This is a genomic window from Streptomyces sp. NPDC050674 (assembly GCF_040654575.1).
In the GTDB taxonomy this organism is placed as follows: Bacteria; Actinomycetota; Actinomycetes; order Streptomycetales; family Streptomycetaceae; genus Streptomyces.
This window is the reverse complement of sequence record NZ_JBFAIG010000007.1, coordinates 106,902-129,143: the sequence shown is the minus strand read 5'-3', so window position 1 is coordinate 129,143 and position 22,242 is coordinate 106,902. Positions and strand designations below refer to the sequence as shown.

Below are 22,242 nucleotides of genomic sequence, written 5' to 3'. Positions count from 1 at the left end.
GCGGACAGGGATCGGCTCAGCGGAGCGCGGGCACGGGCACGGCCGGCGGGCGGCCCGGGAGGAAGCCGTGGGCGCGCCGGGACAGCCACTCGTCCTTGTAACGGTCCACCGCGCGGTGCCAGTTGAGGATGCCGGACATCCAGTTCCGCAGGTCCGCCACGTACGTCGCCATCGCCGCGCGCGCCTCCCGCGAGAGCCGGAAGTCGTCGTACAGGACGGGCAGTTCGTGCTCGACGACGTGCTCGAACTGGCGCATGCGCTGGTTCAGCAGATCGTGCACGATGCCCAGCCCGGTCGGGTAGTCGCAGCCGAAGAAGGTCTGCACGACGAGGATCGCGTTGTGCATCTCGCCTTCGAACTCGATCTCCTTCTGGTAGGAGAAGACGTCGTTGACCAGGCACGCGAAATCCATCGCGGCGTTCTCCAGGGAGCGGACCGGGCCGCTGCGGTAGACCTCGGGCGGGACGGACGGGCCGTGTCCCATCCGGCACAGGCTCAGCGTGAGGTCGGATCCGAAGGTCGCGCGGCGCATCTCCAGGTAGTCCACCGGGTCGGGCACCCGGTTGTGGAGCTGGTTGAGCAGCTCCCACACCCAGCTCTCGGTCATGACGTCGATCGCGTTCTTGAGCGTGCGCCGCGCCTCGGGCGCCATCTGGGCGGTGGTGCGCGCCCACAGGTCGGCCAGGCCCCGCTCCATGGCGTTGGCCGGGGGCGGCGGCGTCTCACCGGCGAGCGGCATGCAGTCGGACAGGCGGGCGGTGGTGAGCCGGGCCGCGGCGAGGTCGCGGCGGTGTCCGTAGACCAGCGGGTAGTAGTCGTCGCCGTAGGTGCCCCAGGCGAGCCACTGCGCGCTGAGGTCGAGTGCCTCGGGTGTGGCGTCCGGATCCAGGCCCGCCGAGCAGAGCGGGAGGTCGTAGGCCCGGAGCTTGTCCTCGTCCCAGACGCCTTCGGTGAGGATGCCCATCCGGCCCACCCAGTCGCGCAGGCTGCGGCGGGCGTGGTCCACGTGCGGGCTGAGGTGCAGCGGGAACGGCATGCGGATGTCGGGGATCCGTGACGGCCCGACCTTCTGGTACGGCACATGCGTGAAGGAACGCAGCCTCCCCGACTGCCCGGACCGCGTGGGCGACGCACCCACGGCTTTGGCCGTCGCGAGCAGGGCGCGGACGTCGGCGGCCGAGGTGCCGATGCCGGAGCACCCCGGCCACGGGCTGTCGCCGCGCGCCGCGTTCTCGTTCATGTAGCGGCTGGAGCGCAGATGCCATTCGTGGCCGCCGGACTGCCAGTCCTGGAGCCCCTTGGTGTACGCCGCCACGGCCGCGACCTCGTCCGGCGTGAGCCCCTTCTCCAGGGCCACGGCGGGCACTTCGGTGAACGCGGTGTGCTCGAACTGGTGCAGCCGGGAGGTGAGGACGTCGTTGACGATGTCGGCGGCCTCCTGCGTGGTGCAGCCGAAGAAGGTCTCCAGGACGAGCACGCCGTTGCTGTTCTCGCCCTCGTCCTCCACCTCGCGCTGGTAGGAGAACAGGTCGTTGCGCAGGTGCACGGCGTCGGAGAACGTCTCCATCAGCACCCTGAGCGGCCTGGTGCCGGCGACGGCGGCGGGAACCTCGGCGGTCGCGTACTCCACGAGCCCGGCCGACCAGGGGGCTCCGCCGACCTTGCGGCGCATCTCGATGTACTCGACGGGGTTGGCGATCCGCCCCTCGTTGATGTTGGACAGCTCCCACATCGACTCGTTGAGCAGATGCTCGGTGGCCACGGCGAAGCGGCGGCGCCAGTCCTCGGACATCTTCGGCACCGTGCGCGCCCACAGGTCGGCCAGGCCCGCCTCGACCGGGTTGCGCGGCTTGGGGACGGGAGCCGACAGGTCCAGCGGCATGAACAGCGGCAGCCGGTCCAGGTGGGCTTTGCCGGCGGCGCGGTCCGGGCTGCGCTTGTACATCTCCAGGAAGTGGTCGTCGAAGAAGAAGACCCACACGTACCAGTCGGTGATCAGGGACAGGGCGTCGGCGTCGCAGTCGGGGTGGGTGTAGGCGCAGAGCAGGCCGTAGTCGTGCGCGTCGAGGTCGGCCTGCTCCCAGACGCCGGACCCCTCCAGCATGCCCATCTCGCGCGCCCACCGCGTGGAGTGGGCCCGGGCCTCGTCGAGATGCGGGTTCAGCCGCGCGGGGTGCGGCATGTAGAAGGGAGGGAGTTCGAACGGCTGCGTCATGGCCGGGCCCTACCCGGCGCCCCGCGGCGGCATCCGCCGGGCCGGACATGATCACACCATCGCGTGAATCGGGCGTGAACGCGGGCGAGGGGGAGGTGATGTGGCTTAGCCGGGGACCTTCACCTGGATCAGCGCGTGCGTGCCGCTGGTGCGCCAGCGCTGTTCCTCCTTCGCGACCAGGGCGGCCTCGGTGTCCGCGTCGAGGCCGGTGATCACGTCGGACTTCAGGGTGCGCAGGGCGGCGACCGCTCCGGGGAAGGAGGCGGTGACGTCGGCGAACGGCGTGGTCGGGTCCCAGAGCCGGTCGCCCACCAGGCGGCGGTAGTTGAGGTCGCCCTTGACGATGGTCAGCGTGGCCGCCTCGAACTCGGCGCGCAGGTCGCCGGGCATCTCCCCGTACGGCAGCGGGGCGCTGGAGAAGGGGTGGGCGCGCAGGGTGAGACGGCCGTCGGCCAGGGCGGACCACAGCCGCCGCCCGTACGCGGCGGCCGCTCCCCCGGCTCCGGTCAGCCGGCGCACGGCGTCGACGACGTCGGCGGTGGTGGCGTCGGAGACGTAGTAGGGGTACGGCTTGACGTGCAGCACCGCCCGGCCGACGCGCCCGCTCTCCAGGAGGTGCGCGATGAGGAGGAGATCGGGGACGAGTTCACGGCCCGCGTTGTCGGCGACCAGGCACAGGGTGCCGCTGTCGGGGCCGGTGGTGTCGAGCAGTGACCAGAGCCGGTCGCTGTCATCGGTGACCAGGCCGGGGGCGGCGTCCGGCTGTCGCGCCCCTTCGTCGGAGAGGCGGAAACCGAGGTCGGCGCGGTTGCCCCAGAGGGAGCCGTGCAGCAGGGCCTGTGCCTGTTCGGTGGCGGGGAGGCCGGAGAGGTCGTCGAGGGCGGCGAGTTCCTCGTCCGTCTCGGCGGAGTCGAGCTCGGCGAGCTTGGAGGGGCGGAAGGGGTCGATGCCCTGCCAGGGGCCCGGGCCGAAGTAGCCGACGGCTTGGAGCAGTCGGCGGTAGAACCAGCTCTCGGACCACAGCCACGGCACGTCGAACCAGGACCGGCCGGTGTACGCGCGCAGTCCCCAGGCGTCCCAGAGGGCGCGGTCGTGCGCGTCGGCGGGGAGGGGTTCGATCTCGCCCTCGGTGCAGTTGACGAGCAGTTCGTCGAGGGCGCGGTGCTGCGCGGGTTCGTACGGGAAGGCCTCGCGGACCTGCTGGATGACGGCGGGGTGCCGCTCGGCGAGCACACGGTGGGGGAAGGAGCCCGGCTGGTTGCCGAGGAGCACGGGCGCGGAGGGGGTGTCGGGCATGGGCCTCACCGTAACGCGCGGGTGCGGCGCACGGGACGGCTCGCCCGGCGCCCCGGTCAGACGGGGGCGATCTCCCGCTCCAGGCGTGCCGCCAGGCTGAGATAGCGGGCGCGGCGGGTCACCGGGACCAGACCGCGGATGAGTATGTTCCACATTTCCGCGGTCCGGCGGGGCTGGCGCGCGACCGGCTCCCGCGAGCGGCCCACGACACGGGTGCCGACGAAGAAGCAGACCAACGAGTGGGCGACGACGTCGATGTCGATGTCCGGGTGGAGGTCGGATTCCTTCACCGCGCCGACGAGCCGGGACGTGACGATGTCCAGCCATTCGGTGAAGGGGTGGCTCAGGGGCGGGCGGGGCCGGATCCCGCCTGTGGCGAGCCGCAGGCCGGCCCGCAGCACCGGGTCCTCGACGGACATGCGGGTGATGCCGAAGGTGAGGCGCATCAGCGCCTCCAGGGAGGTGTGGCCGCGGTTGTCGGTCTCGGTCGCCATCCGGCGGGCGGTGTGCGACTGGAGTTCGAGGATCGCGTGGGCGAGATCCTCCTTCGCCGCGAAGTGGAAGTACAGGGCGCCCTTGGTGACGTGGGCGTGCTCCACGATGTCGCTGAGACTGGTCGATTCGTAGCCGCGACGGTCGAACAGGTCAGCGGCGGCCGTGATGATCGTCGAGCGGGTCTGCTCGGCTCGCAACTGCCTCGCCATCGGCTGAACTCTCCCGGGACGGAAATGAACGGGTCATGCCGTTTGTTTTTACCCCCCGTACACGATAACTCACCCTCAGACGGTGTTCACCACACCAGTGTGCCGGAGTGCGGGTGCACATCCGGCAAAACAAGCGCAACTGGTGAAAGGAAACAGCGCGTTCGGTATCTAAATGTGGGGCTTGCGGGACCAACGTAAAGGCGGGCCGGCCGGTGCCCCATCCGCACCGGCCGGCCCGCCCGCTGGGTGGCCTGCCTCGTTCAGCGATCCCGAAGGAGGATCAGAAGGTCAGCTTCCAGCCGTTGAGGGTGCCCGTGTCCTGCGCCGCGGTGTCCTGGACACGCAGCTTCCAGGTGCCGTTGGCCACCTCCGAGGAGGCGTTCACCGTGTAGGTGGTGTTCACGTTGTCGGCCGAGTCCGAGGCGGCGGACTTCAGGCGGTACGCCGAACCGTCCGGCGCGACCAGGTCGATGACGAGGTCACCACGGTAGGTGTGGGTGATGTCCACGCCGACCTGGAGGGCCGAGGGGGCGTTGCCGCTGCGGCCGGTGACGCTGATCGGCGACTCGATCGCAGCGCCGTTGTCCGGGATGGCGACGGCGGTGGTGCTGGAGAACGTCGTGCCGGTGGACGTACCGCCCTTGACGGCCTGGACCGTCTTCGCGGCGTCCGCGAGGCCCGCGCCACAGCCGCCGGAGCAGGCGCCGGGCAGCGGACGGGCGTTGGCCTTGATGGCCGACTCGATCTGCGCCGGGGTGAGGGCGGAGTTGGCCGACTTCATCAGGGCGGCGAGGCCCGCGACGTGCGGGGTGGCCATGCTGGTGCCCTGGTAGTAGTCGTAGTTCTCGCTCGACGGCGTCTTCGTGCCGGAGTTCAGCGTGGAGAGGATGCCGTTGGCGGTACCGGTGCTGGTCTGGCCGCCGGGAGCCGAGATGTCGACGAGGGTCCCGTAGTTCGAGTAGGACGCCCTGGCGCCGGAGCGGTTGGTGGCGGCGACCGCGATGACGTTGTTGCAGTTCGCCGGGGAGGCGTTGGAGACGTTCTGGTTCTCGTTGCCGGCCGCGACGACGACGGTGGTGCCGCGGTTCACCGCGCCGGTGATGGCGCTCTGGGTGGCGCTGGAGCAGGCGCCGCCCCCGCCGAGGCTCATGTTGATGACCTTGGCGACGTTGGTGTTGGCGGGCACGCCGGCCACGGTGCCGCCGGACGCCCAGGTGATGGCGTCGATGATGTCGGAGTCGTAGCCGCCGCACTTGCCGAGGACACGGAGCGGGGAGATCTTCGCGCCGTAGGCGATGCCGGCGACGCCCTTGCCGTTGTTGGTGGCGGCGGCGATGGTGCCGGCGACGTGGGTGCCGTGCCAGGAGGAGGTGGACGCGGCGATGCCCTGGCCGCACTCGTTGGCGTTGTACCAGTCGCCCGGGTCGGCCGGGTTGCTGTCACGGCCGTTGCCGTCGACGGAGACGGCGGTGTCCGAGATGAAGTCGTAGCCGGCCACGATGTTCGCGGCCAGGTCCGAGTGGGCCACGTAGCCGGTGTCGATGACGGCGACGGTGACGCCGGTGCCGGTGGTGGTGTCCCAGGCGCCGGGGACGTTCATGCCCGCGGTGGCCTCGAAGAGGTCCCACTGCTTGCTGTACTCGGTGTCGTTCGGAGTGACGGCCGTCGGCTTGTTCAGACGGTCCGGGACGACGTAGGCGACCTGCGGGTCGGCCCGGTACTGGGCGACGACGTCGGCGACGGACGCCTTGGAGGGGTCGGTGCCCAGCTCGACGAGGGCGGCACCGGTGCCGAGGCGGCGCTGGAAGTCGATGTCCTCGCCGGTCTTCTCGGCCTTGGTCGCGGCGTCGGCGGCGGCGGCCTTGTCCGACTTGGCCTCGCTGGCGCCGGACTTGTAGCCGACGATGAGGCGCTCGGCCGGGGTGCCGGGGGCGGCCTCGGTCTGAGCGGCCGGGACGGCGGCCGGGGCGGAGGCGGACTCCTGGGCGACGGCGACCGAGGCGGGGGCTGCGGTCAGCAGGGCGGCGGAGACGGCGGCGACGGATATCAGCTTCCGTCTGAGCTCTGGGGAGATACGCACGATCGTTGCCTTTCGTGGCCGGACTCCGGGCTGGGCGGAGCGGCGGTGGGGTCGCTTCGTCCTCGAAGCGGAGGGGGGTCGTTCGAAAAGCGAAGAGCGACGCGATGGCCGGCCAGGCGTGAGGCGGGGAGCGGACCCGTTCGGGGTTACCTGTGGGTCAGCGGTGCTCGAACGATAGGCAAAGAGAAGGTCAGCGGGATACGGGGGAAACCCTCGGTTCGACGGCGACCCCACCCTCTATGGCGTGCGGTCGAGCGCCCAATGGCCCCTTTTCACGCGGGTCGTGGCGTGATGAACGCACCGGGCCGATTTCCCGTACTGCACACCGAACGTCGCCCCACCCAGGCCGAGGAGACGCAGACGGATGTCTCGTACCACCGCACACCGCACCGCACTCGCGGCCGCCCTCGTCACCCCGCTGCTGCTCCCGCTGTGGGCGGCGGGTCCGGCCCGGGCGCACGGTGCGCCGACGGACCCGGTGAGCCGGGCGGTGGCCTGCTCCCCGGAAGGGGGTGAGCGCGCGGGCACGGCGGCCTGCCGTGCGGCCGTCGCCGCGAACGGCGGGCCCTTCACGGCGTGGGACAACCTGCGGGTGGCGAACGTCGGCGGCCGGGACCGGCAGGTCGTCCCGGACGGGAAGCTGTGCAGTGGGGGGCTGCCCGCCTACCGGGGCCTCGATCTCGCGCGCTCCGACTGGCCGTCGACCCGGGTGACACCCGGCGCCACGCTGACCATGCGGTACGTCTCGACGATCCCGCACACCGGCACGTTCCGGATGTATCTGACCAAGCCCGGCTACGACCCGGACGGGCCGCTGTCCTGGTCCGACCTGCCCGCCAAGCCCTTCGCGGAGGTGACGGACCCGCCCCTGAGGAACGGCGCCTACCGCTTCGGGGCGGCCCTGCCGTCCGACCGGGCCGGGCGGCACGTGCTGTATACGGTCTGGCAGAACAGCAGTACGCCGGACACCTATTACTCGTGCTCGGACGTGGTGTTCCCGCAGGCGGGGAAGCGGCAGCCGCAGGAGACCGGGCCCGCGCGGAAGCCGGAGCGGGAGACGGAGCAGCAGAAGGCGCGGCACAAGGCGCCGTCGGAGGAGTCGCCGAAGGAGTCGCCGAAGGAGGAGGCGCCGTCGGCGAGCACGGCCGTGCGGAGTCCCGGTCCGCAGTCGCGACCGCGAGGCGACGAGACGCCCCTGGCCGTTACCGCCGGCCCGGCCTCCGGCCCGTCGGCGCCCATACTGGCGGGCGGCGCCGCGGCGGTGCTGTTGCTCACCGGCGGCGCCGCCCTGGCCGTACGACTACGGCGACGCTGAACTACTCCTGTTCAGCTGTTAGTTGACGTTGACGGCGACGCCGCCCTTGGTCACCGGGGCGTACTTGGCGGTGAAGAAGGCGTTGGCGAAGCACAGCGACGAGCCGGACACCTTGGTGAACTGCTGGTTGGTGAAGGAGATGCTGTTGTCGGCGTTGCTCGCCGTGCCGGTCAGGCCGGGGGCCTGGTAGACGCAGGTGATGGTGCCGAGCAGGGTGCGCAGCTTGACGGTGGACTGGACGGTGGAACCCGCGGCCGGGGCCACGGAGACGGTGCCGTCGGAGGACACGCTGGTGGTGTAGGGCAGGTTGTCGACGGTGATGCCGCTGACGCCGAGCACCCCGACGACGTTGGCGGTACAGCCGCTGGTGTCGAAGCTGTGCTTGGTCAGGGACTCGGTGGCGGTGCCCGGGGCGGCCGGGTTGTCCGTGACGGTGGCGGAGAACGCCGACTTGGTGCAGGAGATGCCGTTGGTGCCGGTCGCGCTGGAGTGGAAGGTGGCGGCGGTGCCGCTCGCCAGGGACGCGTCGAGGACGTCGCCGACCGCGACGGATCCGCCGTCGGCGGTGGTCAGGACGGGGGTGTCGGCCGCGGAGGCGGGGGCCGCGAGGCCCAGGGCGGCGGCGGCTGCGGTGAGGGCGATGAGGGTGCGCGTACGCATGCGGGTGTACCTCTTTCGATAGCGGGGGGTGTGGGGTGGGGGGTGCGCCGGGCCTCCGCCGTTGCCGGCTCGTCACGCCTTCTCCGTACGTGACGGGCCGGCAACGGCAGGCCGGGTACCGGCCGGAGACTCACACGGGAAGGGGCCTCCGGCCGGGCCGGGCGGGGGGTGGCTGGTGGCACGGCTCGAGGAAGGGCGGCCATGCCGGGGTGGGGGACTCGGGCGACGGAAAGCCCGTACGGACGTGCCGGGCGGTGTGATGCCCGTACGGGGACGAGCGGGTCCGGGACACGCGGAAGTGCCGCGCGGCGGATCCGGCGCCACGGATCCGGTGGGACGAGGAGAGTTGTAGACCTGCGTCTCCCGCAACGTCAAGGCTCCGTAAGGGAGTTGTGCCCAGGTTGAGCCTTTCGCAAGAGCGGCGACTCACCTGCGGCGCACAACCGACACTCTTTGTCCACACTTCCCTTGACCCTTAATGTAACCGCCGGTAACTTCCTGGATGGCTACTGCGGCGTAACGAGAAAGCCCTTGCACCCGCCGGGAGTTGCGAGGAGACGTGCGTCCGCGGTCGATGTCCGCGCCAGGGCAACGTGCCACCGAAGTCCGATCCGCACCCACACGCACCTGGAGCAGCCATGACCTCCTCCGCCGAGCACACCCCCGAAAGACCGGACGGCGCCGCCGCCCCGGACGCCAGTGACGCTCCCGCGCGACGCGGACGGGTACGGGCACGCCGGGCCGCGGTGATGGCGGTGCCGGCCACTCTGGTCGCCGCAGGCCTCGCGGTCCTCACCGCCGAGGGAGCGCTGGGCGTGCAGTTCGCCATCTCCGGCATGCCGTTCACGGTCACCGCGACCGAGCTGAACGGCACCGGCTTCGCGCAGTTCGGCGGCCTGGACGAGATGGCCGAGGGCAGCCCCAACGCGGGTGACACCGGCGGTCAGGTGCTGGTCGTCACGTCCGTGATCAAGAACGCGACCCTCTCCAAGCTGTGCCAGAGCGTGGACCTGGGCGGCACGAACCTGGTCATCCGGGCGGGCGAGGGGTCGCAGAAGGTCAGCGCCAGCGATCTGACCACCGACTCGACCGAGCTGACCGGCGACGCCGCGTTCAACAACATCGAGATCGGCAACGACGCCAGCACGCTCGACAAGGCAGGCCCCAAGGGCCGGGGACCCAAGGGCGTGTTCAGCCAGCAGTCCGACACGGTGCACATCGCCAACCTGCGGCAGACCAACTACGCCACGACCGCCGGTGTGTTCAAGCTGCCCGGTCTGAAGCTGGGCTTCAGCGGGTCGGGTTGCTGATGCCGCGCGGTCCGCGCGAGGGAGTCCGGCCCGCCTTCAGGCAGTGGCGGGCCGGCCGCCCGTTCTGGGGCGGGCTGCTGCTCACCCTGGGCGGGGCGGAGGTCCTGCTCACCCTGAAGGCGTCGCTGGACGTCATCCTGCACGTCGGCATGCAGGGCCTGGCCGGGTACCTGCTCCCGGCCGTGATGCTGCTGTGCGGCGTGCTGATCCTCTTCAACCCCGCACAGCGCCTGTTCTACTCGGTGATCGGCGTGCTGGTCTCCCTGGGCACCTGGCTGACCTCCAACCTGGGCGGCTTCTTCGTCGGCCTGCTCCTGGGCGTGATCGGCAGCTGCCTCGCCTTCGGCTGGCTCCCGGACCAGGAGCCCCGCGTCAGCCGCAGGAAGCGCCGCAAGGAGGCCCGGGCGGCGAAGACGGTGCCGTCGGCGCCGCTGGGACAGTCCTGAGGTCCGTCGTACGGAGTCACCGGTGCGCCGGCGTGAAGAGTCACCCGGTGCGCCGGGTCCGCTTCACGGCCGGGCCTGATCGGCGTCCACGGGCGTGGCGGGCCGGGTCTGCGCGGCGGGTGCCGCGTCCGAAGTCCCGTCCTCCTTCAGGGCCTTGGCCTCACTTTTGAGGATCCGCATCGAGCGGCCCAGCGAGCGTGCCGTGTCCGGCAGCCTCTTCGAACCGAACAGGACGATCACGACGATCGCCACGATCAGCAGGTGCCAGGGCTCCAGTCCGTTGCGCAGCACGTCATGCCCTCCCTCTCGTCGACAGTTGCTACATTGCGCAACTGTACAACCCCCGCGCGAGAGGCAAGCAGACGCCGATGACGGTCACCAGCAATCGGAGGACGGACCCGCCGCGGCACCGGAGCGGGGGCGCCACCCACGGCAGCCGGGGCGCGCCCCGGGACGGCAGGCGCCGGCGCGGCCGCCGACGCGGCCGGGGCATACGCACCGCCCTCCTGGTCGGGCTCGCGCTGCTCGTGCTCGTCGCCGGCGGCGCCGGATGGCTGTATCTCAAGCTGGACGGCGACATCAGCACGTTCGACTCCGGCGGCCTCTCCGACAACCGCCCCGACGCCGCCTCGTCGAAGGGCGAGAACGTCCTGGTCATCGGCTCCGACACCCGCACCGGCGGCAACAACGCGCTGGGCGGCGGCGAGAAGGACGACGTGGGCCGCTCCGACACCGCCTTCCTGCTGCACGTCTACGCCGACCACCGGCACGCCGTCGCCGTCTCCATCCCGCGCGACACCCTGGTGACCATCCCGCCCTGCAAGCTGCCCGACGGCACCTGGACCAAGGCGCGGCCGGACACGATGTTCAACGCGGCGTACTCGGTCGGCCAGACCGCCGAGGGCAACCCGGCGTGCACCCAGAACACGGTCGAGCAGCTCACCGGGCTGCGCGTCGACCACACCGTCGTCGTCGACTTCAAGGGCTTCGCGGAGCTGACGGACGTGGTGGGCGGGGTGCGGGTGTGCCTGCCGAAGGACGTCCACGAGAACGATCTCGACCCGCATCTCACGGCCCCCGGCAAGCTGCTCTTCCACAAGGGCGAGCAGACCGTGTCGGGGCAGAAGGCCCTGGACTACGTCCGGCTCCGGCACGGCATCGGCGACGGCTCCGACATCGGCCGGATCAAGCGCCAGCAGGCGTTCGTGGCGAGCCTGCTGAAGGAGGTCAAGGGCAAGGGCCTCACCCCCACACGGCTGTTGCCGCTGGCCGAGGCCGCCACGAAGTCGCTGACCGTCGACCCGGGCCTCGGCTCCGCCGACAAGCTGATCTCCTTCGCGATGGGCCTGAAGGACATCGACCTGCACAACACCAAGTTCGTCACCCTGCCCTGGCGCTACTCCGGGTCCCGGGTGGCGGTCGTCCAGCCGGACGCGGACGCCCTGTGGGCAGCGCTGCGGGCCGACCGCACGATCGACGGGCACGACGCCGGCGGGAAGAAGACCGGAACAGCTCGTTCCAAGGCCTCCCCCTCCCCCGCGCCGGTCTCCGGTGAGGGCATCGACGTCACCGTCTACAACGGCACGGCCGTCCCCGGCCTGGCCGCCCGTGCCGCCGCCGCCCTCACCGGGGACGGCTTCACCGTCACGGGCACGGCGACGGCCGCCGACCAGCACCGCGCGAGCACGCTGGTCGAGTACGGACCGGGCCAGGAGGACCGGGCCAGGACCGTGGCGCGGGCCTTGCCCGGGGCCGAGTTGCGGTCCACGGCCGGCGACGGGATCAGTGTCGTCCTGGGGCAGTCGTACGCGGACGCCCCGGCGGCGGACCCGTCCGCCTCCCCGGCGCCGGCCGCCGTGCCGTCCGAGGTCGCCGACGGGGCCCGGTCCGCGGACGACAACCCCTGCTCGAACCTCACCTACGGCTGACGCCGCCGGTGCCGGGTCCGGGCCGCCGCCAGGGCCAGGGCGTACAGGCCGAGGACGACGGCCGGCAGCAGGTAGTAGGCGGCCGGCAGGGCCGTCATGCCGAGGGCCGCCCCGAGGGGGCTCGGCGGGAGCAGCAGGCCCACGACGGCGAGACCGCCCGCCGCCAGGCCGACCGGACCCGGCGCGCTGCCCGCCGCGTCGCGCCGGCCGGTGCGCAGCAACAGCATCACGGCGGCCTGGGTGAGCAGGTTCTCGGTGAACCAGGCGGAGTGGAAGACGGCCTCGTCGTCCATGGCGTCGGGCCCGTTCAGCACCAGGGCGAGGACGGCGAAGGTGGCGAGGTCGGCGAGGGCGTTGAGCATCCCGAAACCGACGGCGAACCGCAGGAAGGAGCGCGGCCTGAGCACGGCCGGGCCGCGCAGGGCCGCCGCGCCGGGACGGTCGTGGGCGAAGGCGAGCTGCGCCGCGTCGAAGCACAGGTTCTGCGCGAGCACCTGGGCCGGGAGCATCGGCAGGAAGGGCAGGAGCAGACCAGCGGCGAGCATGGCGACGACGTTGCCGAGGTTCGAGGAGAGCGTGACACGCAGGTACGAGGCGATGTTGCCGCTCGCGTGCCGGCCGGCCGTGATCGCGTGGCCGATCGCCGTGAGGTCCTTCTCGCCCAGCACGACGTCGGCGCTCTCCCGCGCCACGCCGACGGCGGAGCGGGGCGCGATGCCCACGTCGGCGGCGCGCAGGGCGGCCACGTCGTTCACGCCGTCGCCGAGGAAGCCGACGGTGTGTCCGGCGGCGCGCAGGGCGGCCACGACCCGGGCCTTGTCCTCGGGGGCGCAGCGGGCGACGACCGTCGCCTCCGCCGGGTCGTCGCCGAGCCGGTCGGCGGTGCGCACCTCACCCGGGTCCAGGCCCAGGTCCCGGCAGGCCCGGGCCGCCGTGGCGGGGTGGTCGCCGGTGAGGACCTTCACCGTGACACCGCGGGCGGCCAGTTCGCGCAGAGCCTCGGCGGCGGTGGGCGCGAGGGCGTCCCGGAAGGTCACCAGGCCCCGGAAGACCAGGCCCCGGGCATCGGACGTGCGGGCGCCCGCCGGGCGGTCGGCCGTGGCGACGGCCAGGACCCGCAGGCCGGCGTCCGCCTCCCGGGCGGCGAGGGCGAGCAGCCGGCCGTGCTCGCCGGGCGGCGTCGCGCAGCGCTCCAGGACGGCTTCCGCTGCGCCCGTGACGACGACGGTGTGCCGCCCGAGCTCACCGCGGACCACCGCGGTCGCCATCCGCCGCACGGGGTCGAACGGCACGGCGTCCACCCCGTCGTACTCCTCGCCCACCGGCCCGGCCGCCTCCAGCAGGGCCTCGTCGAGGGCGTCGGGGGCGGGCAGTTCGGCGAGCTGGAGGGTCCACCAGGCGCCGACGGCGGCCCAGCGCAGCACCTCCGGGTCTTCCCGGCCGGCCGGGTCGAGGGCCCTCTCGACGACCGGACGGTCCTGGGTGAGGGTGCCGGTCTTGTCGACGCACAGCACGTCGACCGCGCCCAAATCGTGCAGTGCCGGAAGCCGTTTGACGATCACGCCGTGCGCGCGGGCGAGGAGGGCGGCGCCGCGGGCCAGGCAGGTCGTGACGATCACCGGCAGCATCTCGGGCGTCAGCCCGACGGCGACCGCGACGGCGAAGGGAAGTGTCTCCAGGCCGCGGTCGCGCAGGGTCGCGTTCGCCATCAGCACCAGCGGCGGTGTCAGCAGCATGAACCGGATCAGCACCCAGGAGATCCCCTGCACCGACCGGTCGAAGGCCCCGCCCTCGCGGGGCGCCTCGGGGGCCCGGTGGGCGGCCGCGAACCGCGTGCCGGACCCGGTCGCCAGCACGACGGCGGTGGCGCCGCCCGAGGCGACCGTGCTGCCCTGGAAGCACAGGTGGGACTCGTCGGGGGCGTCCGCGTCGACCGCCCGCTTGGTCACCGGCGCCGACTCCCCGGTCAGCGCGCCCTGGTGCACGGTGAGTCCCCGGGCCCGCAGCAGCCGCAGGTCCGCCGGGACCAGATCACCGGGGCCGAGCCGGAGCACGTCGCCGGGGACCAGTTCGGCGACCGGCACCTCCCGGGGCTCCGGCGGCTCGGCGGGGCCGGGGCGGCGCAGCACCGTGGCGGTGCCGGCGACCAGTTCGCGCAGGGCGTCCAGGGACCGGTCGGCCCGGTGCTCCCCGCTCGCCCGCAGCACACAACTGACCGCGACCAGGGCGAGGATCACCACGGCGGTGCCCCAGGAGGCGACGGCGGCGGACACCAGGCCGAGGCAGAGCAGTACGGCGGTGAAGGGGTCGCGCAGGGCGCGTACGCACCGGCGGGGCCAGGAGGGGGTACGGCGGTCCGGCAGGGTGTTCTCGCCCACGGCGGCCAGCCGGGACGCGGCCTCGGTCTCGGTCAGCCCCCGGGGCCCCGACTCGAGCCGGCGCAGCACCTGATGGGTGGTGCCCTCGGCCGTCTCAGAGGCCATGGAGGTGGCGGCGCGCCGGTGCGGCGCGGCCGGTGAGCCGGTCCACCAGGAGCCGCACGACCTCGACGATGTCGGGATCGTCGACGTAGTACACCTGCCGACGGCCCTCGCGGCGGGAGCGGACCAGTCCGGCCAGCTTCAGCTTGGTGAGGTGCTGGCTGACCGCGGGCAGCGCCCCGCCGACCCGTTCGGCCAGCCCGGTCACGTCGCTCTCGCCCTGCGCCAGCGCCCAGACGATGTGCAGCCGGGCGGGCGAGGCCAGCAGACCGAAGGCCTCGGCCGCACGGGCGAGCACGTCCGCGGACGGGTCCTCGAAGCCATCGCCGGCTGCCGCCACCGTCACCGCCCCTTCCGTCGTCCCGCGAGGCCGTCCACCGTCCCGCGCGCGCACCAGTGTAGGCAGGCGTCCCGGGGCGGAACGGGTCGCACCGGGGCCGATCGCCCGGGGCGGGTGCGACGGCGGCACGGATCCGCACGCGGCGTCCGAACCGCATGGACGGTACGGAAAGCCGAGGTGAGAGGCTTCTCGACCCGTTCGTTCGACGGGTCGGACAGATCATCACGATGCGGCAGCGGCACCTCACGGCACGTGGCTGCTCACTTGACGACCGGTGGTCACACACGGTTGGCTCCGGGCCAGCGAGAGTCATCCGGTCGGTGCACACCCTGCGGTCCGCCCGCACTCTCACCCTGCTCTTGCTCGGCCGCACAGCGAGGTCCGCTCCTCATGAACACTCCTCCCCCACCGCCCACTTCCGCCGGACGCGTCCGCCTCGCGGCCGTGGCGTCCGCCCTGTGCCTGCTCGTCTCCGGCTGCTCGGCCTTCGGCGCGGCCGACGGCACCGCGGACGCGGCGAACGGGCCGGGCGGGATGAAGGTCACCCTGGTGACACACGGGGGCAAGGGCGACGCCTTCTGGGACTTGGTGCGCAAGGGCGCCGAGACGGCGGCCGCCAAGGACGGCGTCGACCTGACGTACGTCAGCGACGCGGATCCGGCCGCGCAGGCCGATCTGGTGCGGGACGCGGTCCGTGACAAGGCCGACGGCATCGCGGTGACCCTGGCCAAGCCGGCGGCGATGCGCGGCCCGGTCGCCCAGGCCAAGGCGGCCGGCATTCCCGTCGTGGGCCTCAACTCCGGCATCGACGCCTGGCGTCCGACGGGACTCCTGGAGTACTTCGGCCAGGACGAGTCCGTCGCCGGCCGGGCCGTCGGCGACAAGCTGGACGACCTCGGCGCCGAGCACGCCCTGTGCGTGGTGCACGAGCGGGGCAACGTGGCGCTGGAGGCCCGCTGTGCCGGCATCCGGAAGACGTTCCGCGGCACCACCGACAACCTGTACGTGGACGGCAGCGACATGAACGCGGTGACCGCCGCGATCGCCTCCCGGCTGCGGCAGGACTCCAGCATCGACGAAGTCGTCACGCTGGGCGCCCAGTACGGGCTCAGTGCCGTCAAGGCCGTGGAGCAGGCCGGCAGCAAGGCCCAGGTGGCCACCTTCGACCTCGACAAGGACCTGGTCAAGGCGGTCCAGAGGGGCAAGGTGCAGTTCGCCGTGGACCAGCAGCCGTATCTGCAGGGCTATCTCGCGGTGGACGCCCTGTGGCTGTACCGGACCAACGGCAACGTCAGCGGCGGCGGGACGGCGCCGGTGCTCACCGGTCCCGCCTTCGTGACCAGGTCCAACGTGTCCTCCGTGGCGCGCTTCGCGGCGGCCGGGACCCGGTGACCGGGCCCTTCCCGTGAGGGTGTCGCCAAAGTTTCGGTCAGGCCCGGCCCGTACGTCCACTTGTACGGATAACATCCTGCGCATCCCATGTGCCGTACCAGGGAAGGCACCACCCCCGCGCCCGTCCCCCACACACCCCCCCCGACCGCTCCGCCTTCCCCTTCCTCGCTCCCCGCTGAACGCCCTAGGACGACGATGTCTCGACGGACAGGTGCCCGGCGCCGTCTCGGTTCCATACGCCTCTCCCTGGTGCTCCTGGCCCTCGTGCCGGGCGTCACCCTCGCCGGCATGTGGGGCGTGACGACGATCCAGATGTTCTCGGAGGGCCTCAGGCTTCGCGACCAGACGGAACTGAGCCGGTCGACCGGTGCCATGGGCACCGACGCGACGCTCGCGCTCCAGCGGGAGCGCAGCCTGTCGGCCGCCTGGCTGGCCTCGTCGAAGGGCTCCCGGGCCGCCCTCGACGCTCAGCGCGCGCAGACCGACAAGGCCGTGGCCAAGCTGGTCGGGCAGGCCGACGCGATCGAGAGGGCGCCCTCGCGCATATCCGACCGCCTGTACTCGGTGCTCGGGTCGGTGGGCAGCCTGGAGTACTACCGGGACCAGGTGGACGACCCGACCGACATCACCGCGCAGCAGGCGCTGGACCAGTACTCCTCGATCATCGACGACCAGATCCACGCCTTCCAGGAGCTGTCCCAGGTCGACGACGGCGACCTCACATCGCAGGCGGGCCCGCTGGTCGGTCTGGAGCACGCCGCGGAACTGGTCTCCCAGGAGGACGCGCAGCTCACCCTGGCGTGGCCGTCCGGGTATCTGGACGACAAGACGTGGACGCAGTTCACGGAGCTGGTGAACACGCGGCGCTGGCTGGTCCAGGACCAGGTCGTGCCGCAGCTGACGGGCGAGGCGAAGGCGCAGACCGAGCGGATCCTGGCCGGCCGCGACTGGCAGACGCTTCAGTCCGTCGAGGACCAGGTGCTGGCCGCGCGCAACTCCGGGGCCGACGCCGACCGGATCGCCCTGCCGGACGCGCACAAGCGGTGGTCGGCCGCCATGGACAAGCTGTCCGAGCAGTACGCGGGCCTCATCCAGCAGCAGACGACGGGGCTGCTGGAGCGCAGCGCCGACAAGGCGGACGCCCTGCTGCTCAAGGCCGCGCTGCTCAGTGCGGGCGGACTGCTCGCGCTGCTGGTGTGCGTCGTCATGTCCTGGCGGATCACCCGCTCGCTGTCCCGGCGGCTGCGCGGCCTGCGCCGGGCCGCCGTCAGCCTCGCGCAGGAGCGGCTGCCCGACGTGGTGGCGCGGCTGGAGCGGGGCGAGACGGTCGACCCGGAGTCGGCGACGACCGAGCTGGACTACGGTCACGACGAACTCGGCCAGGTGGCCCGGGCGTTCAACACCGCCCAGCGCACGGCCGTGCACACCGCCGTCGAACTCGCCGACACCCGGCGCGGCTTCCAGAAGATCATCCTGGGCATCGCGCGGCAGAGCCAGAACCTGGTCAACCTCCAGCTGAGCAAACTCGACACGCTGGAGCGCGAGCACACCGACCCCGACATCCTCAAGGGCCTGTACGAACTGGACTCCACGGCGAGCCAGTTGCGCCGCTACGAGGAGAACCTCGTCATCATCAGCGGTGAACGGCCCGGCCGCAGCTGGAGCGAGCCGGTCGCGCTGATGGACATCCTGCGCAGCGCGGTCGGGGAGGTCGCCGAGTACCAGCGGGTGGACGTGCACACCGAGGAGGAGGTGTGCGTCGCGCCGCCCGCGGTGGCGGACGTCATCCATCTGCTGGCCGAGCTCATCGACAACGCGACCGCGTACTCACCCGCCCCGAGCCCCGTGACGGTGCGGGCCGGGATGGTGGCCAAGGGCCTGGCCGTCGAGGTGGAGGACCGCGGCCTCGGCATGTCGGAGGAGGACTACACGTCCTTCAACGAACAGCTGGCCGTGCCCCCACAGTTCGACGTGGTGGCGCTCGCCGACGACCTGCGCCTCGGCATGTTCGTGATCGCCCGGCTGGCCCACCGGCACGGCATCGCCGTCACCCTGCGCTCGTCGCCGTACGGCGGGACCACGGCCATCGTGCTGCTCCCGCACGAGATCGTGGTGCGGGAGACTCCCGGCAACGGCAACGGCAACGGCAACGGCCACGGCGGCGGCGCGAAGGACGCCGGCGCCCCCCAGGAGGAGCTGGTCGCGGTGGACGGACGGGGTGCGGGCGACGCCGGGCGGAGCGAGGCACCCGGGGGCGCCGGGGCATCGGCGGGAGCCGACCGCGCCGCCGTGTCCGCCCGTGAGCCGCGGCCCCTCCTCACGGCCCGCACCGCCTCCGCCGCCCCGTCCGCCGCCCCGTCCGCCGCCCGCGAGGTCGTCCCCCGCCGGGACGGACTGACCCCGCTGCCCCGCCGGGTGCCGCAGACCAGCCTGGTGGAGGAGCTGCGCGAGGAGCCCGCGCCCGCCGCCGACCACGGCGCCTACGACGACTTCACCGCGGAGGCCGCCGCGTCCTCCCTGGCCGGCTTCCAGCGCGGCACGCTCCGGGCCCGTGACGACGACGCCGAGCCGCCCCACGACGCGCAGGCGGCCGCGGTACCCCGGCAGGCCGCCGCCGATCCCGTCCCCTCGACTCCGCCCGCCGACCGCTGACGAAGGACACCGCAATGACACGCCCCATCCCCGCCACGCACACCCAGCTCGACCAGCTGCTGACCGGACTCGTGGAGCGGGTCGCCGACGTGAACCAGGCCGTGGTGCTCTCCGAGGACGGCCTGGTGGTCAGCAAGTCCACCGGCTTCCTGCGCGACGACGCCGAGCGGCTCGCGGCGACCGCGTCCGGTCTGATGAGCCTCAGCAAGGGCGTCAGCATGGACTTCCGGGGCGGTCCGGTGCGCCAGGCGCTCATCGAGATGGCCAACAGCTATCTGATCCTGACCTCCGCCGGGCCCGGCGCGCACCTGGTCGTGCTGACCGGGCCGGACGCGGACGTCGGGGTGGTGGCGTACCAGATGAACATGCTGGTGAAGAAGATCGGCGAGCACCTGAGCGCGGCACCGCGGGGCGTGGCCGGGCTTGTCGTCGACCCAGGCGTGTGAGGTGAGCGGGGGTGATGCGGCGGGCCGGCTGGTCAGACCGTTCGCGCTGACCGGTGGCAGGACCCGGCCCAGCCGCGCCGACTTCACGCTCATCTCGACGGTCACGGCGGTCGATCCGCCGCCCGCCGCGGCGGCCCGGTGCCAGCCCGAGCACACCCGGATCCTCCGGCTGTGCGCCGAGCCGCTCGCCGTGGCGGAGCTGGCCGCACGGCTCGACCTGCCGGTGAGCGTGGTCGTCATCCTGCTCTGCGACCTGCTGGAGGCGGGCCGGATCACCGTCCGCCCGCCCCGCCTCGTGACCCGCACCACCCCCGACCTGGACCTGCTGCAGAAAGTGAGGGACGGCCTTGGCCGGCTCTGACCTTGCCACTGACGCGTCTTCGGCACCCGACACGGTCAAGATCCTCATCGCCGGGGGTTTCGGCGTGGGCAAGACCACCCTGGTCGGGTCGGTCAGCGAGATCGTCCCGCTGCGCACCGAGGAACCCCTGACCATGGCCGGTCTGGGCGTCGACGACCTCGACGGCATCGAGGAGAAGCGGGCCACCACCGTGGCCCTGGACTTCGGCCGGATCACCATCAGCCGGGAGCTGGTGCTGTACCTGTTCGGCACGCCCGGACAGCAGCGGTTCTGGTTCATGTGGAACGACCTGGCGCTCGGCGCGCTGGGGGCGGTGGTCCTGGTCGACGTCCGCAGACCCGACTCCAGTTTCGCCGCGATCGACTTCTTCGAGCGCCGGGGCATTCCGTTCGTCGTCGGGGTCAACGGCTTCCACGGCGAGCACCCGTACCCGCCCGAGGACATCCGGGAGGCGCTCGCGCTGCCGGAGCACGTGCGGGTGCTGCTGTGCGACGCCCGGGACCGGGAGTCGTGCCGTGACGTGCTGATCGCCCTGATCGACCAGTTGATCGCGTCGGCGGCGCAGACCTGAGGCGGAACGGTTCAGCTGCGGCCTGGAGCGGCGCCGGGCGACTCGGTGTACGGCACCGGCCGGCCCGTGAACGCGTCCAGCAGGACGCGGTCGCCGATGGGCCGCTCCAGTTTCACCGTGACCTTCTCGAGGCGCAGTTCGCCGGTGCAGGGACCGTCGTCGGCACCGGTCACGGCGGCGGAGAGCACCACGCTGCCGTTCGTCTCCAGAGCCGCCACGACGGGGCCGTCGTCGCAGGAGCCGTGGTGCGCCACCACGGTGACGGACCGGCCGTCCGGTGCCGTCTTCAGCAGGCCGCCGAGCGGGGCCAGCACGTCCGTGGGCACGTCCGCCCCGAGCGGCCCGATGGGCGGCTCGGGCTGTCCGGAGGGGCTCACCGCGGCCCGCCTCAGCGGGCCGGAGTAGCCCTCCAGCGTGAACAGCCAGGCCGGGACGGTCGCCGGTCCGCGGGCGGTGAGCACGGTCATGTCGCCCAACTCGGCCTTGGTGACGGTCAGTCGGGGGCCCGGGCCGCTGTCGCGGTCCAGTGCCCGGTAGGCCTCGTCGGCCGTCATGAGGGGCCTGGTGAGCGACTGCCCGTCCCGCCACGTCACCCGCCCGCTGTCGTCCCGGGCGGAGGGAAGGGGCGCCCGCAGGTCGAAGGTGCCGGTCGCGTAGGCGCGCCGGTCGTCGCCGCGCAGGCCCTCGGCGGGCGGTTGGACGAGCGGGGCCACCGGATGGAAGCCCCGGTGCCACCGCGCGGCCGCCCGGGAGCCGTCCCAGGCAGCGGCGACCTCGTGGGCGCGATCGTCGTCCCGCGCCGGCGGGGCCGGCCGGCCGCCGCCGTCCTCCGCGCGGCCGCAGCCCGCGACGGCGCCGGCCGCGGTGGCGGACAGGGCCAGGACGAGCAGCAGACGGGCGGTTCGGGTCCTGTCGGTACGCATGGCTCTCCCAGGGGAACGCGGGGCCGGGACGGGGTTCCGTCCTGTGACGCCCCACCACCGGCCCGCGTTCGGTCCCCCGCGGATCCGCCCGTGCCCGTTACCGCATCGTGACGGGCGGCCGGCTCAGGCCAGGCCCGCCGACTTCAGCCACGCCGTCGCCACGTCCAGCGGGTCCTTCTTCTCCAGCTGCACCTGCGCGTCCAGCTCCAGCAGCGTCTTCGTGTCCAGCTTCGCGGAGACCGCGTCGAGGGCGTCGACGCCCTTCCGCGGAAGGCCGCTCTTGTTGACCAGCGGGGTCACGTTGGCGAACCCGAAGAGGTTCTCCGGGTCCTTCAGGACGACGAACTTCTCCTTCACGATGGTCGGGTCGGTGGTGAAGATGTCCGCGGCCTGGACGGTGTTGCGGGTCAGTGCCGCCTGGGTCAGCGGGCCGCCCGCGTCGAGCGCCTTGAAGGACTTGAACTCAAGGCCGTAGACCGACTTCAGGCCCTTCAGGCCCTGCTGCCGGGTCTGGAACTCGGGCGAACCGCCGATCACCAGGTCCGGGGCGGCCTCCTTGAGGTCCGCGAGCGTGGACGAGGAGGTGAGCTTGTACTTCTTCGCCGTCTGGGCGTTGACGCTGACCGAGTCCTTGTCCTCGGCCGGCGACGACCGGAGCAGCGTCAGCTTCTTGTCCAGCTTGGCCTTGACGGCCGCGTTGACCGCCTCGGCTGACTTCTGCCCGGCCTTGGGGTCCAGGTAGGCCAGCAACGAGCCGTTGTACTCCGGCAGCACGGTGACGGAGCCGTTCTTCATCAGGCCGTACGTCGTCTCACGGCTGCCGATGTTGTGCTTGTAGGTGACCTCGATGCCCTTGGCCTTGAGTGCCTCGCCGTAGATGTCGGCGAGCAGGGTGCTCTCTGCGAAGTTGTTGGAACCGACGACGACGGTGCCGGCCTTCGCCTTCTCGCCTTCCAGGGGGTTGTCGCCGGAGTCGCCGGACGAACAGCCCGCGAGCAGCGCCGCGGTGGCGGCGAGCGCGACGGCCGCCGCGCCGGTGTGCCTCGTCCTGGACCTGCTGCTCTTCGCGGTAGAAGTCATTCGACGATCCAATCCAGCCGCTTTGTGATCAGTCAAGGGCGTC

At 72.4% G+C, this 22,242-nt stretch carries 19 protein-coding genes; 9 read left to right on the top strand and 10 right to left on the bottom strand.

The window, feature by feature from the left end:
- Positions 1 to 16: 16 nt before the first annotated feature.
- From cyc2 to AB0I06_RS14085, 4 genes are all read right to left on the bottom strand, one after another.
- Positions 17 to 2,215: a germacradienol/geosmin synthase Cyc2 gene (gene cyc2, locus AB0I06_RS14100; RefSeq protein WP_363119027.1), complete on the bottom strand. Its 2,199-nt coding sequence runs from the start codon at positions 2,213 to 2,215 to the stop codon at positions 17 to 19.
- A gap of 105 nt (positions 2,216 to 2,320) precedes the next feature.
- Positions 2,321 to 3,511 carry a damage-control phosphatase ARMT1 family protein gene (locus AB0I06_RS14095; RefSeq protein ID WP_363119026.1) on the bottom strand — a complete coding sequence of 397 codons (1,191 nt, stop codon included), beginning with the start codon at positions 3,509 to 3,511 and terminating at the stop codon, positions 2,321 to 2,323.
- A gap of 56 nt (positions 3,512 to 3,567) precedes the next feature.
- Positions 3,568 to 4,215, bottom strand: coding sequence for a ScbR family autoregulator-binding transcription factor (locus AB0I06_RS14090; RefSeq protein WP_363119025.1), 648 nt, complete (start codon positions 4,213 to 4,215; stop codon positions 3,568 to 3,570).
- A gap of 280 nt (positions 4,216 to 4,495) precedes the next feature.
- Positions 4,496 to 6,295 (bottom strand): S8 family serine peptidase, encoded by a 1,800-nt coding sequence (locus AB0I06_RS14085; RefSeq protein ID WP_363119024.1) that lies wholly within the window; start codon positions 6,293 to 6,295, stop codon positions 4,496 to 4,498.
- Between the two features lie 364 nt (positions 6,296 to 6,659).
- Between AB0I06_RS14085 and AB0I06_RS14080 the strand changes: the two genes are divergently transcribed.
- Positions 6,660 to 7,610, top strand: a complete 951-nt coding sequence (locus AB0I06_RS14080) for a lytic polysaccharide monooxygenase (RefSeq protein WP_363119023.1) — start codon at positions 6,660 to 6,662, stop codon at positions 7,608 to 7,610.
- An 18-nt stretch (positions 7,611 to 7,628) separates the two neighbouring features.
- Here AB0I06_RS14080 and AB0I06_RS14075 read toward each other — a convergent pair whose 3' ends face one another.
- A complete protein-coding gene (locus AB0I06_RS14075; protein ID WP_363119022.1) occupies positions 7,629 to 8,270 on the bottom strand; it encodes a Tat pathway signal sequence domain protein in 642 nt (213 codons plus the stop codon).
- A 638-nt stretch (positions 8,271 to 8,908) separates the two neighbouring features.
- Between AB0I06_RS14075 and AB0I06_RS14070 the strand changes: the two genes are divergently transcribed.
- Both AB0I06_RS14070 and AB0I06_RS14065 read left to right on the top strand, forming a co-directional pair.
- Positions 8,909 to 9,580 carry a DUF6230 family protein gene (locus AB0I06_RS14070; RefSeq protein ID WP_363119021.1) on the top strand — a complete coding sequence of 224 codons (672 nt, stop codon included), beginning with the start codon at positions 8,909 to 8,911 and terminating at the stop codon, positions 9,578 to 9,580.
- Positions 9,580 to 10,026 carry a DUF6114 domain-containing protein gene (locus tag AB0I06_RS14065; protein WP_363119020.1) on the top strand — a complete coding sequence of 149 codons (447 nt, stop codon included), beginning with the start codon at positions 9,580 to 9,582 and terminating at the stop codon, positions 10,024 to 10,026. Before AB0I06_RS14070 ends, AB0I06_RS14065 begins: the two co-directional genes overlap by 1 nt.
- A 63-nt stretch (positions 10,027 to 10,089) precedes the next feature.
- Here AB0I06_RS14065 and tatA read toward each other — a convergent pair whose 3' ends face one another.
- Complete coding sequence (gene tatA / locus AB0I06_RS14060) at positions 10,090 to 10,317, bottom strand: Sec-independent protein translocase subunit TatA (protein WP_363119019.1); 228 nt, start codon at positions 10,315 to 10,317, stop codon at positions 10,090 to 10,092.
- Positions 10,318 to 10,394: 77 nt separating this feature from the next.
- On the opposite strand from tatA, the gene AB0I06_RS14055 reads away from it, so the two are divergent.
- Positions 10,395 to 11,954: an LCP family protein gene (locus AB0I06_RS14055; protein ID WP_363119018.1), complete on the top strand. Its 1,560-nt coding sequence runs from the start codon at positions 10,395 to 10,397 to the stop codon at positions 11,952 to 11,954.
- On the opposite strand, the gene mgtA is transcribed toward AB0I06_RS14055, so the two are convergent.
- Both mgtA and AB0I06_RS14045 read right to left on the bottom strand, forming a co-directional pair.
- Positions 11,945 to 14,437, bottom strand: a complete 2,493-nt coding sequence (gene mgtA / locus AB0I06_RS14050; RefSeq protein WP_363119017.1) for a magnesium-translocating P-type ATPase — start codon at positions 14,435 to 14,437, stop codon at positions 11,945 to 11,947. The genes AB0I06_RS14055 and mgtA overlap by 10 nt on opposite strands.
- Positions 14,427 to 14,774: a metalloregulator ArsR/SmtB family transcription factor gene (locus tag AB0I06_RS14045; protein WP_363119205.1), complete on the bottom strand. Its 348-nt coding sequence runs from the start codon at positions 14,772 to 14,774 to the stop codon at positions 14,427 to 14,429. The genes mgtA and AB0I06_RS14045 overlap by 11 nt, the downstream gene beginning before the upstream one ends.
- Before the next feature lie 390 nt (positions 14,775 to 15,164).
- Here AB0I06_RS14045 and AB0I06_RS14040 point away from each other — a divergent pair, with 390 nt between their 5' ends.
- The 5 genes from AB0I06_RS14040 to AB0I06_RS14020 all read left to right on the top strand — a co-directional run bounded on the left by AB0I06_RS14040 (position 15,165) and on the right by AB0I06_RS14020 (position 20,196).
- The gene (locus AB0I06_RS14040) at positions 15,165 to 16,166 is read left to right on the top strand and encodes a substrate-binding domain-containing protein (protein ID WP_363119016.1); all 1,002 of its coding nucleotides are present in this window, start codon (positions 15,165 to 15,167) and stop codon (positions 16,164 to 16,166) included.
- 195 nt (positions 16,167 to 16,361) lie between these two features.
- Positions 16,362 to 18,818, top strand: a complete 2,457-nt coding sequence (locus tag AB0I06_RS14035; RefSeq protein ID WP_363119015.1) for a nitrate- and nitrite sensing domain-containing protein — start codon at positions 16,362 to 16,364, stop codon at positions 18,816 to 18,818.
- A 14-nt stretch (positions 18,819 to 18,832) separates the two neighbouring features.
- Entirely contained in the window at positions 18,833 to 19,264 is a 432-nt protein-coding gene (locus tag AB0I06_RS14030; RefSeq protein ID WP_363119014.1) for a roadblock/LC7 domain-containing protein, read from the top strand.
- Between the two features lies 1 nt (position 19,265).
- Positions 19,266 to 19,625: a DUF742 domain-containing protein gene (locus AB0I06_RS14025; RefSeq protein ID WP_363119013.1), complete on the top strand. Its 360-nt coding sequence runs from the start codon at positions 19,266 to 19,268 to the stop codon at positions 19,623 to 19,625.
- The gene (locus AB0I06_RS14020) at positions 19,612 to 20,196 is read left to right on the top strand and encodes an ATP/GTP-binding protein (RefSeq protein ID WP_363119012.1); all 585 of its coding nucleotides are present in this window, start codon (positions 19,612 to 19,614) and stop codon (positions 20,194 to 20,196) included. Before AB0I06_RS14025 ends, AB0I06_RS14020 begins: the two co-directional genes overlap by 14 nt.
- An 11-nt stretch (positions 20,197 to 20,207) precedes the next feature.
- Here AB0I06_RS14020 and AB0I06_RS14015 read toward each other — a convergent pair whose 3' ends face one another.
- Complete coding sequence (locus tag AB0I06_RS14015) at positions 20,208 to 21,119, bottom strand: hypothetical protein (RefSeq protein ID WP_363119011.1); 912 nt, start codon at positions 21,117 to 21,119, stop codon at positions 20,208 to 20,210.
- A gap of 123 nt (positions 21,120 to 21,242) precedes the next feature.
- The gene (locus AB0I06_RS14010; protein ID WP_363119010.1) at positions 21,243 to 22,199 is read right to left on the bottom strand and encodes an ABC transporter substrate-binding protein; all 957 of its coding nucleotides are present in this window, start codon (positions 22,197 to 22,199) and stop codon (positions 21,243 to 21,245) included.
- Positions 22,200 to 22,242: the final 43 nt, after the last annotated feature.